We start from the raw sequence: 10,891 nt of genomic DNA on the forward strand, positions 1-10,891 counted from the left end.
ATCATGTTTCGTCAGAAATGAAAACGAATCCCATGCCCAAAAATATGCTAATGTCTTCCCCTGTTCAGGCCATTTTGGCGAAGGCTCGGAAAATCTGTTATAATTCAAATTACTTACGGCAGCTTGAAACGGAGGAAAGCGGAAATCATGGAATTTGATTACTTATACGACGGTACGGAGGAAACGAAAACAAGGTTCGTTTGTTTTGTCGGAGATTCGCTGCGGAGATTTGACTTGGCCATCACGACCACAAACCGTTTTTACGGAAAGAAGATGGTTACGGATTTGCAAACCGGACGCACCGCGGTTATCGGGCCCGACGATCTGGAGGCCGAAGGCTACCTGGAGCACGTATACAAGATCAACGAGGAAGAAGCCGTGGAGCTCACAGCCTTCTTGACGGAGGTTATAGGACCGGTCAACTTTACGGATATTTAAATGAAGTAAGCCGATCGACAGCTCCCATAGGGAACCGATCGGCTTTTCTCTTATAATCTCTTGATTAAATCCTCACGCACCGGCGTGAAGGAATCCAATATCGCGCTCGGCTCCAATGCACGACATCCGTGCTTGGCGCCGCTTGGAACATAAATCGATTCTCCAGCGCTTACGACTTGCTTCACACCGTCGATGCTAAACTCCAGCTTTCCTTTCAAACAATAAGTCAGCTGCTCATGCGGATGGCTGTGAATATAGCCTTCCGCTCCTTCCTCAAAATGCACTTCCATCATCATCATTCCGGCGCCGGGTTCAAAAATTTTCCGTTTAACGCCTGGCTCCGCATTTTCCCATACATTAATATTACTCATTCGCTTTGCCTCCGCTTTAAGAATGATTGGATGAAGATTGGGATTCCCATGGAAAGCTCATCGTAAGGTAGTCCGCAAATTTTTTGCTTTCTTCCCTGCGCAATCGGCGCATCTCGGCACGATGCACAGCTGTTTCATGAAGCCTGATTTCCTCTTCTGTTTCCGGGATGACGGCGGGTATGGAAACGGGTTTCTTATTGTCATCGAGCGCAACGAAGGTAAGGAATGAGGTCGCGGCAATGGTGCGTTCCCCTGTTTTCAGATCCTCGGTGATGACCTTGACAAAAACCTCCATAGAGCTTCTGCCCGTCCAGGTGACGAACGATTCCAGACATACCGAATCGGTGGTTTGAACCGGCGATAAAAAGTCGACGGAGTCCGTCGAAGCCGTAACGACGTTTCTGCGGCAGTGCTTGGAAGCCGCGATCGAAGCAATGTCATCGATATAAGCCATCAATTTTCCGCCAAACAGCGTATTGTGGTTATTCACATCCGTCGGAAACACTCGGGATGTTTTATAGCACCTTGATTCCTTGACATATCTTCGTTCCATCTGTAGTCTGCCGGCTCCTTCATGTGCGTAGTACGCGAATGTACGTTTTGAACACATTATGCAGTTTAATCCAATTGTTGTCAATAATATGTCATGTTCAGCATGAGCCGAATTTAGCGCATGTCTACCATAGCTTTAATCACCTTGGATTCAGGCTTAAGCCATTGATCAAAATGCCCGATCATTTGCATAAAATCCGCACGATGAGTAATATAACTGCCGACGTTGAGAATGCCGCCTCGAACCGCCTCGATCACATGGTCGAAATCTTCACGGGTAGCGTTCCTGCTGCTTAACAGCGTCATTTCCCGTTTATGAAATTCAGGGAAGGAGAATGAAATATCCCGCTTTCACCATACCTACGTATACGAGTTTCCCCCCGTGAGCTACCCATTGAAATGAATCGGTCATCGACCTCGAATTACCGGTAGCATCGAATACGACAGTCGGAAAATCTCCATTCGTTAAAGACTCCAGCTGTTCTTTAGGCTGCCGGAGCGCATTCACTGTCTGGTCCGCCATGGCCCGCTGCCTGCAAAAGGCCAATCGTTCTTCATTGATATCCATCGCAATCACATGAGCGCCACACTGTTTGGCCAATGCCATAACGCCTAAACCTATTGGCCCGGCGCCAATGACCAGCACGGTTTCATCTTTGCGAAGCTCCGACCTTCTTACCGCATGCGCACCGATACTGAACGGTTCCAAGGCCGCGGCTTGATCCAAGGAAAGTCCCTCTGTCTTGTTTAAGTGTGTGACCGGAACGGTAATGAGCTCCCGCATGCCTCCGTCGATATGAACGCCAAGCACCTTCATTTGCCTGCAGCCATTCAATCTGCCGTTCCGGCAGGCAATACAATCGCCGCACTTGATATAAGGAACGATACCGACCTGGTCACCTTCGCGAAATCCTTGCGGATTGTCCCCAACCCGTTCGATCGTTCCCGCTCATTCGTGCCCTAACACCCGCGGATAGGTGAAGAAGGGCTGATTTCCTTTATAGGCATGCATATCCGTGCCGCAAATTCCAAACCTTCGGATACGGATAATAGCTTCCCCTTCTTTATAGGAAGGCTCCTGCAGATCAACAAGCTTCAGCTGTTCGATTTGTTCACAAATGATACCTTTCATGCTCATCTGCTCCTCTTCCCCAAGTCATCTTCGTTTCATCCGTTTCCCGACTTCCCTTGCCTAATCATCAACTCCATCTCTCTCATTCTATCAACAGTTCAAGATGATGAAATAACATATTCTTGCATCTTTATACTCTTTTTTGATATCTTCAATACACATTCCACGTGCTGGGAGTTCTGTTATGGAACCCGTTCGCAAGCAATTCCATTCGAGTACCGCTTTTCCTTTCGCTTTCGTCTATATGGACACGTAAAGCCCGCAAGACGAGCTTCCCGATCAGCTGCACGATGAGTACGAGCTGGTTTATGTCTATCGCGGTAAAGGTACCTTTTTTTATCGATCAAACGTTTCATGACATGCGGCAAGGCGATCTGTTTGTTATTCCAGGCAATACCATCCATCGGGCTTTTCCCGATCACATTGATCCTGTCACATCGACCGCCGTGTTCTTTAGTCCGCTTTTGATTCATCAGGCCTCGTTCGGCGAGTCCTTCCCCTATTTGCAATGTTTTGAGCAAGGAAAACAGCACAAAAACTATAAATTTGCTTTACCGCCGCTGCAGCAGCGTATGCTTGCATCCTCGCTGAAACAGATGAACGAAGAAATACAGAACCAAGAAACCGGTTATCGAGACGCCGTTGTACTGCTGCTTCATCAAATTCTTCTTCATTATCATCGGAAAGCCGACAGAACGCCCCATCGAGGCCCCTTCTTCAACCGACTGCCCGCATTGGATGAAGGATACTCTGCTTTATATCGATGAACATTTGGATCAAAGTCTTGGACTAGCGGTGTTATCTCACCAGGCTTCCGTTACATCGGCTCATTCTCATCGCGTGTTTAAGAAAATCGTTGGGATGACGCCGGCGGCCTACAAAAAAATGTTCAAAACGAATCGGTTAACGGACAGTTAGGCTGGCACTCATCCGTATTACGTATCATGGCAAGGGGGGAGTTGACGGCAGATGTTGGAAGAATTTATTCTTAAAGAATTGATCAAAAAAGCTCAGCAAGGAGATGAATTAAGCCGGCAAGAAATCATTGAAGACAACAAAGTTTTTGTAGAAAAGACGGCATCTAAAATTTGTAAACGAATCGTCTCTTGGAACGATGATGAAATGAGCATCAGCCTGATTGCTTTCAATGAGGCCATCAACAGGTATAATGAGTCTCAAAACGATAATTTTCATCAATATGCGAAACTTATCATCCAATCCCGGCTCATTGATTACTTCAGAAAATCGAGCCGTCATCATTTATCAGTAAGCTTGGATTCTACTGCACACGATCCGGAGGGTGACGAATATGAGTCAAATCCGGCTGAGATTAAGCAATCCTGGAACCATTATAATGAACAGCTGCTTATTCAAGAACGCATGGAAGAAATCCAAATCTACAGCTCCAGATTAGAGGAATTCGGCATTTATTTCGAGGAATTGGAAGAGGCCTCTCCCGAGCGTACAGATGCCAGAAACAATCTGATTCAGATTGCCAACGACTTTGTAAGCTACCCTCATTTAGTTGAGATACTGATGAAAACAAAACAGCTGCCGCTCAAGCAGATTCTCGATTTTGTTAAGGTAAGCCGCAAAACGGTGGAAAGAGGAAGAAAATATCTGATCGCGCTCATTGTGATCCTCATTTCAGATGATCTCCCCCACTTGAAATCGTCCATTGCATTTCCGGAATTGGAAAGGAGGGGAATATCATGAAGGAAACCAAAGGACTTGTCATGAAGATTACGGATCAGTATATTGTAGTCATGTGTGATGACGGCAAATTCCGTAATCTTCCCCTTCCGAAGGAAATCCCTAGTGTAGGGGAACGAATCTCTGTTCCTCTCCGCAAGAAAAAACGGATTCCGACTTCCTGGCTTTATTCGGCTGCAGCATGTCTTTTTATTCTCATAGGCTTAACGATATTTTTTCAAAATCAGCCCAAATATGATCAGGTCATTGCTATTGATATTAACCCTAGTCTGGAATTATATTTGGATTCAGAGAATCGCATTGTTGAGGTCAAAGCCCTGAATACAGATGCGGAACAAGTGCTGGATCATTTTCCATCGGGAAAATTGACAATGCCAGAGGCCGTAGAGAAAATCATTTCAAGGTCGATTGCCCTCGGGTATATCAACCGGAACAAAGACAATATGATAATGATCACGGCTGCAAGACTTCGAGGTGATTCCGTCTTAAACTCAAGCATGATTGAAACTGCTATAACAAAAATCCTTCTGGCCGAGCAGATCAATGCTTACCTCAAGGTTGAACAAGCTGACCAAGCCTCATATGACAAAGCCAAGGAAAATAATATTTCTTTGAATACATGGCTGCTAATCCAGCAGGCCGAGCAGCTTGGAGTTCATTTAGACGTGAAAAAAGCCGCATCAGAGTCTTTGGCTAAGGTCTTACAAGAAGCGGGAATCCGTAAGGAGCAATTTTTTGAGTCCATCCGCTCTCCGATAACTCAAGAGAAAAATGAGCTTCAGCCTGCAGATTCATGGGTTGAACAAAATGAGCATACCGAAAGCTTGGACCAACCGGCGGTTCCTGAGGAAATGTCAGTAGAGAATGCGGGTCATACTGTGTCTCCTTCTGGCGCAAGCATAAATAATACAAGGCAGCAAACACCGATTGAAGCTTCATCTCGGGAGCAGCACGGCAATAGGAACCCCGTTGAGCCTTCAAGCTCATCGAAGCCTTTCAAAGCATATGACAAACCGGGGGCTTCAAGCATCCCTGACAAATCAGATTCATCTAATACACCTAAGGAGCCCAACAGTTCCCAGACAACCGGTTCATCTAATACTTCCAATTCGTCCGGTTTATCCGGATCGTCCGGATCGTATGGTTCACCCGCTTCGTCAGGAGCCTCTAATTCATCGGACTCCTCGAAGGCTAACCGTCCAACCGGTTCGTCGAGTATACCTAAATCATCTGGATCGTCTGGATCGTCTGGATCGTCCGGATCGTCCGGATCGTCCGGATCGTCAAGTTCGTCGAGCTCCTCAGGCTCTTACGACTCGTCCAGCTCATCCGGATCGTCGAGTTCGAATGGCTCATCCAGCTCTTATGATTCGTCCAGCTCTTATGATTCGTCCAGCTCTTACGATTCGTCTAGTTCTTCCGGATCACCGAGTTCTTCGGACTCTTCAGGATCATCGAGTTCCTCAGGCTCCTCGGGGTCTGACGACTCGTCTGATTCGTCCGGTTCGTCGGGTTCTGATGACTCATCCAATTCTTCCGATTCGTCTGATTCGTCGAGCTCTGATGACTCAAACGATTCGTCTAGTTCTTCCGATTCCAGCGACTCATCTGCTGGGTCTAATTCATGGTAGTTTGAAACACAAGGTTGTCCGTTGCCATCGGATACCCAAACATCAGATTTACCGGGTCATCATCATATCAAGACAACCTTACTTCGAGATTTTCTTGAGGTAAGGTTGTTTTGTTTAATTGAAAGTCAACACCAGAATAAGAACGCGTGCTCCTTTATTGTATAATAACAATCGATGAACTTGGCAGGATAGCATAGACCAAAAAGAATATCATTTCCTGATATATAGTTCTAAATAACCATAAAAATAAAAAAAATTGAAAACATATGTCGAATGACCCCCATTTATGTACAACTAAGGTCGTATTAACAATCATGAAACAAAATACTACATATCCAATGGAGGTTATGAACAAATGAATCAAAAACTTACTGCATTATCTCTTGCATCATTGCTATTACTTGCACCAGTTCATTCCAGCTTTGCTCAAACAAGTGATACTTCTTCCTCATCGGTATCTGATTCCGGATCGAGTGATACGTCTTCCAACGAATCGAGTGATACGTCTTCCAACGAATCGAGTGATACGTCTTCCAACGAATCGAGTGATATGTCTTCCAACGAATCGAGTGATACGTCTTCCAACGAATCGAGTGATATGTCTTCCAACGAATCGAGTGATACGTCTTCCAACGAATCGAGTGATATGTCTTCCAACGAATCGAGTGATACGTCTTCCAACGAATCGAGTGATATGTCTTCCAACGAATCGAGTGATATGTCTTCCGACTCTTCATCTGATTCCGGATCAGATGATACTTCTGACCAAGCCGATTCTTTCAATACTGAGGAAGACCAGACCCAGCCTTCCGAAACACCTGATCATTCAGCTTCTTTTGAATCGCATATGGAGAACATTCAGGACATGCTTGATTTTGACTTGACGGACGACTCCTTTGAATTCAACTTCGAAGCAGTAACGGACCTGTCTCAGAGCCTGGCGGAGTTCCGTTCTACGGTGGATCCGGCAGCCTATGAGCAATATCTGGCAGTAGAAAAAGCAGCAATGGATCTTTTCACTTTGAAAGAAAATGTTGATTACAATTCCATCATCAATGAATTCCAACAAGCGTTATCTGCAAATCCGGACAATAACAACCTCTATGTAGAATTAGCTTTAGCTTACTTGGCTAATAGCGACCTTAACAATGCGCAGGAAATCGCAAAGCAATTGAATGCTAAAGCACCGGAAAGCTATCTTTCCTTGATCCTGCAGGCCGAGATGGCTGGAAGCCAGGGCAAAACAGATGAGAAGCAGCTTTACCTGGAGCAGGCAGTTGAGAAAAACCCGACTAGTGCGGTTGCAAGGTTTAAACTTGGTGAAGAGTTAAATAACGCGGGCAAGCCTAACGAAGCGATTGCCCAGCTTTCTACTGCCGCTGCATTAAATCCAAACAATCCATTGGTATTTGAAGAATTGAATAAAGCTTTTGCACAAACCAATAATACAGAGCTTAAGACCTTCGTTAATGGAGTTGTGCCTCAATTTGAAGTCAATCCATTTATTGAAAACGGGTTTACATTAGTACCTGCCCGGGCAATTGCAGAATCGCTTGGTGCGAATGTGGAGTGGAACGAGGCCATGCAGGAAGTTACCATTCAGCTTGGTGAGACGACGATTCAATTGACGAACGAGAGCAATGTGGCCTTCGTGAACGGGCAGCAAGTTACCATTGATGCGCCCGCACAAATAGTAAACGGCAGCACGGTCCTTCCACTGCGTTTTGTAGCTGAATCGCTTGGCGCCACGGTCGATTGGAAAGCCGAAAGTCAAATGATCGTAATCTCCGAATAAATGGGACAACCATAATTGTCTCCCGACCTAAGGATGTCCTTAGGTCGGGAATCCACTATATAATCAGAAAATACAACAAAAACTCATTGCAACAAGCTTATACGATTCCGATTACTGGAATTCAGTTTGAATGCATTAAAGACCCAGAAAAGCCACTCAGGTTCGTGGGTCACAAGGATGGAGTCATCGAACAATTCTATCGGCCTCCTGAAGCCCACAACGATTGAGGTGTAAAATGGTTTTGGTTTTGGCTCTTTTTTTTTACGGGTATCTCATTCATATTTACGATGAAATCAAGGTGTTATTTCAACATATCGGGCTTGTTTTGACTTAACAACGGTTGGGTTACAGGAGAGTTATTTATAACCTTTTTTTAACCATCGCTTTGTGCATGTATAAGTCTGGAGGAAATCCGTTTTGGGAAAACATCGAAGAGAAGGTTTAATGGGGACGCGACCGTATCGAGTTGGATGGATTAAAATTAAAAATTCATTACAAGAAGTGCGCTGCGTAAGCAAAAAACAAAGGGCCAAAGAAGAAGCAATGAAGGCACCGATTAAGATGCTTTTCCACTGGTACTATTTTCCCAGCTTGTTCATTGTGCTCTTGGGCCCGGCATGAAATTCAAATCATTCAAACTTTTTTTCTATTAAATAAAAGCATGCTGTATTCATCCGAAATGTTCTTTTCGCCAATTATTATAAATGGTAACATTTTCAATTGTATGTGAAGGGATATTCAGGAAAACTTGAACAAGGTTTTTGTCAAATTGCTTCCTGCTTTGATACCATAGCTCTTGCTTGGCTTCTTGTACGGATAAGCCCTTGCGATGCGGGCGGTCTTGCAGCATACCGTCAAAAGCATCAAGAATAGAGCAAATTCGCGCAAAGGAAGGAATGAACTCGCCACGCAAACCATAAGGATATCCGGCCCCATCCCAGCGTTCGCGATGAAATTTAATGATTTCAATGATGTTCAGATCTTGTACTCCTTCTTTCTGCGCCAGATTTGCGCCTAGAACAGGATAACGTTTCATCGTTTCCCACTCTTCTACCGTTGTGCCGGTCTCCTTATTTATGATATCCGTAGGAATAAATATCTTTCCAATGTCATGCAGAAGGCAGCCTATTACCAAACTGCGTGTTTGCTCCTGATTAAAATGAAGATACGAGGCCATAATTTTGGCCATTTTGCCAACCCTCATACAATGTTCGTATGTACTTAGCTCTTTCTTCATTAATCGGAAAAGTATGTACAATAATCGTTCATTTTTCATTACATCGTCCTCCATACCGTGAAGCTCAAAACAAGCAGAGCCTCTGAAGCCGTCTCAACTGGTCTTTTTTTCCTTTTTTCTAGATAGCTCTTTAAATATAATTTCGATTTCTTCCTTAAGATCTAATGCTCTTTCGAATTCAAAATTAATTCGAGCTACCTTTAATTCAGCTTTCAGATTGGAGTAATGGTTTTTTAATTCTTCATACGATTTGTTTTGCATCTCATCTAATCCCATACCAGGAACTCGGCCAAGGTACATTTCACTCTCTCCTCACATCACTAAGATATTTTCAAAGGATTGTCAGACTCATCTACTTAGAGTGACGATGAAAGAATGCTACATCAAACGTCCCAAAACCAAAAAAAATCCTCCGAAATTGGAGGATTGGTGAATCCAGATTTCGGTAACTGGCTGGCATAGTGCATTCGCACTGAAGCCCCTGTAGCTTTGCGACCCCACTTTTCAATGGGTGTGCCTTTATCGACTTTTCAAGGAAGACTTGTCAGAAAACTAGATAATATTAAACAATATTCGACATATTGAATCAAATTCCTTTTTTATAGTAAAAATTTTCATTTTTATTGTAACTATTGTTTAAACAAAAATAGTTCGTATGCTCTACTAAAAAATTCATTTCGGGAAAAAGACAACCGATTCACAATAAATCAATTATCCTAATCGAGTTCAAAAATATAACAAAAAAGGACCATATCACCTGACGGCGAATGATCCTACTTGTACGATTGCTAAGCTTAAATAATTAACTTGATGCTTAGATGTTTGCAAAGTCTTTAGAGCGATTTATTTCGATTTTTTCTTTGCCGCTGATCTCCCTTGCTTTTTTGGATCATTCGTTGGAGGCTCGGCATGCTGTGACCCATTAGGTTTGATGGAATCGTCGCCCATGTTCATTGCTCCTTTCCTATGGCTTCCCGTTCATTATTAGCCAATAGGCAGGAAAATATAATCAAAGCGGATGATGGGAATCGAACCCACGCTACCAGCTTGGAAGGCTGGAGTTCTACCATTGAACTACATCCGCAAAGAACAACGTGCATGTAGAGGGGACTTGGACCCCAAGACCGACCGCCAGATCCTAAGTCTGATGTGTCAGCCCATTCCGTCATATACTCACATCTAAACTAACTGGTGAGCCATGTAGGACTCGAACCTACGACACCCTGATTAAAAGTCAGGTGCTCTACCAACTGAGCTAATGGCTCGCTCACAACAAATGGCTGGGGATCTAGGATTCGAACCTAGGCATGACGGAGTCAAAGTCCGTTGCCTTACCGCTTGGCTAATCCCCAATGACCTCTATTCGACAATTGGCAGGGGCAGCAGGAATCGAACCCACACCAAAGGTTTTGGAGACCTTTGTTCTACCTTTAAACTATGCCCCTATGTAAAAGAATATTGATCGCTTTCGTACTGTTTATGTATTGTTCTAAGATGATATGGCGGAGAAGGAGGGATTCGAACCCTCGAGACGCTTGTGACGCCTACACGATTTCCAATCGTGCTCCTTCGGCCAGCTCGGACACTTCTCCATGGCTCCCCGAACAGGACTCGAACCTGTGACAACTCGATTAACAGTCGAGTGCTCTACCAGCTGAGCTATCAGGGAATAGTGGTGGAGCCAAGCGGGATCGAACCGCTGACCTCCTGCTTGCAAGGCAGGCGCTCTCCCAGCTGAGCTATGGCCCCGTATATGCGGCTTATAAAGTTTGAATGATGGGCCCTAGTGGACTCGAACCACCGACCTCACCCTTATCAGGGGTGCGCTCTAACCAGCTGAGCTAAGGGCCCGAATGAGTTGGCAACATAAGAAAAGCCCACCTCAGGTAGGCTTGGCTCGCTTGGCGACGTTCTACTCTCCCAGGACCCTGCGGTCCAAGTACCATCGACGCTGGAAGGCTTAACGGTCGTGTTCGGTATGGGTACGCGTGGTTCCCTTCCGCCATCATCACCAAACTAAGA

9 protein-coding genes, 8 tRNA genes, 1 rRNA gene, 1 pseudogene and 1 riboswitch are annotated in these 10,891 nt (G+C 44.8%); of the genes and pseudogenes, 5 read left to right on the top strand and 14 right to left on the bottom strand.

Annotation, left to right across the window (positions count from 1 at the left end; genetic code table 11):
- Window positions 1-144 precede the first annotated feature (144 nt).
- Window positions 145-438 carry a DUF3055 domain-containing protein gene (locus ACZYR9_RS14530; protein WP_488979229.1) on the top strand — a complete coding sequence of 98 codons (294 nt, stop codon included), beginning with the start codon at window positions 145-147 and terminating at the stop codon, window positions 436-438.
- A gap of 50 nt (window positions 439-488) precedes the next feature.
- Here the strand turns inward: ACZYR9_RS14530 and ACZYR9_RS14535 are convergent, their stop codons facing one another.
- The 3 genes and pseudogenes from ACZYR9_RS14535 to ACZYR9_RS14545 form a co-directional block, all read right to left on the bottom strand.
- Window positions 489-809 carry a cupin domain-containing protein gene (locus ACZYR9_RS14535; RefSeq protein WP_488979210.1) on the bottom strand — a complete coding sequence of 107 codons (321 nt, stop codon included), beginning with the start codon at window positions 807-809 and terminating at the stop codon, window positions 489-491.
- A 16-nt stretch (window positions 810-825) separates the two neighbouring features.
- On the bottom strand, window positions 826-1,362 hold the full coding sequence (locus ACZYR9_RS14540) for an acyl-CoA thioesterase (RefSeq protein ID WP_488979211.1): 537 nt from the start codon (window positions 1,360-1,362) through the stop codon (window positions 826-828).
- 113 nt (window positions 1,363-1,475) lie between these two features.
- Window positions 1,476-2,493: pseudogene (locus ACZYR9_RS14545) on the bottom strand (zinc-binding alcohol dehydrogenase family protein).
- A gap of 308 nt (window positions 2,494-2,801) precedes the next feature.
- Between ACZYR9_RS14545 and ACZYR9_RS14550 the strand changes: the two are divergent.
- From ACZYR9_RS14550 to ACZYR9_RS14565, 4 genes are all read left to right on the top strand, one after another.
- The gene (locus ACZYR9_RS14550; RefSeq protein ID WP_488979212.1) at window positions 2,802-3,260 is read left to right on the top strand and encodes a hypothetical protein; all 459 of its coding nucleotides are present in this window, start codon (window positions 2,802-2,804) and stop codon (window positions 3,258-3,260) included.
- Window positions 3,261-3,462: 202 nt separating this feature from the next.
- A complete protein-coding gene (gene sigI / locus ACZYR9_RS14555; protein WP_488979213.1) occupies window positions 3,463-4,209 on the top strand; it encodes an RNA polymerase sigma-I factor in 747 nt (248 codons plus the stop codon).
- Window positions 4,206-5,837, top strand: a complete 1,632-nt coding sequence (locus ACZYR9_RS14560; protein WP_488979214.1) for an anti-sigma factor domain-containing protein — start codon at window positions 4,206-4,208, stop codon at window positions 5,835-5,837. The genes sigI and ACZYR9_RS14560 overlap by 4 nt, the downstream gene beginning before the upstream one ends.
- A gap of 355 nt (window positions 5,838-6,192) precedes the next feature.
- Complete coding sequence (locus tag ACZYR9_RS14565) at window positions 6,193-7,632, top strand: stalk domain-containing protein (RefSeq protein WP_488979215.1); 1,440 nt, start codon at window positions 6,193-6,195, stop codon at window positions 7,630-7,632.
- A gap of 670 nt (window positions 7,633-8,302) precedes the next feature.
- On the opposite strand, the gene ACZYR9_RS14570 is transcribed toward ACZYR9_RS14565, so the two are convergent.
- From ACZYR9_RS14570 to rrf, 11 genes are all read right to left on the bottom strand, one after another.
- Window positions 8,303-8,908 carry an HD-GYP domain-containing protein gene (locus tag ACZYR9_RS14570; protein WP_488979216.1) on the bottom strand — a complete coding sequence of 202 codons (606 nt, stop codon included), beginning with the start codon at window positions 8,906-8,908 and terminating at the stop codon, window positions 8,303-8,305.
- A gap of 54 nt (window positions 8,909-8,962) precedes the next feature.
- The gene (locus tag ACZYR9_RS14575; protein WP_488979217.1) at window positions 8,963-9,169 is read right to left on the bottom strand and encodes a hypothetical protein; all 207 of its coding nucleotides are present in this window, start codon (window positions 9,167-9,169) and stop codon (window positions 8,963-8,965) included.
- Window positions 9,170-9,310: 141 nt separating this feature from the next.
- A riboswitch (cyclic di-GMP riboswitch) is annotated at window positions 9,311-9,397 on the bottom strand.
- A 485-nt stretch (window positions 9,398-9,882) separates the two neighbouring features.
- A tRNA-Gly gene (locus tag ACZYR9_RS14580) sits at window positions 9,883-9,953 on the bottom strand.
- 105 nt (window positions 9,954-10,058) lie between these two features.
- Window positions 10,059-10,134 (bottom strand) — tRNA-Lys (locus ACZYR9_RS14585).
- A 12-nt stretch (window positions 10,135-10,146) separates the two neighbouring features.
- A tRNA-Gln gene (locus ACZYR9_RS14590) sits at window positions 10,147-10,221 on the bottom strand.
- 19 nt (window positions 10,222-10,240) lie between these two features.
- Window positions 10,241-10,314: transfer RNA gene (locus ACZYR9_RS14595), tRNA-Trp, on the bottom strand.
- A 55-nt stretch (window positions 10,315-10,369) separates the two neighbouring features.
- Window positions 10,370-10,461: transfer RNA gene (locus ACZYR9_RS14600), tRNA-Ser, on the bottom strand.
- Between the two features lies 1 nt (window position 10,462).
- A tRNA-Asn gene (locus ACZYR9_RS14605) sits at window positions 10,463-10,538 on the bottom strand.
- 4 nt (window positions 10,539-10,542) lie between these two features.
- A tRNA-Ala gene (locus tag ACZYR9_RS14610) sits at window positions 10,543-10,618 on the bottom strand.
- Between the two features lie 28 nt (window positions 10,619-10,646).
- A tRNA-Ile gene (locus tag ACZYR9_RS14615) sits at window positions 10,647-10,720 on the bottom strand.
- Window positions 10,721-10,768: 48 nt separating this feature from the next.
- A 5S ribosomal RNA gene (gene rrf, locus ACZYR9_RS14620) occupies window positions 10,769-10,885 on the bottom strand.
- Window positions 10,886-10,891: the final 6 nt, after the last annotated feature.

The organism is Paenibacillus sp. F024, from assembly GCF_057814255.1.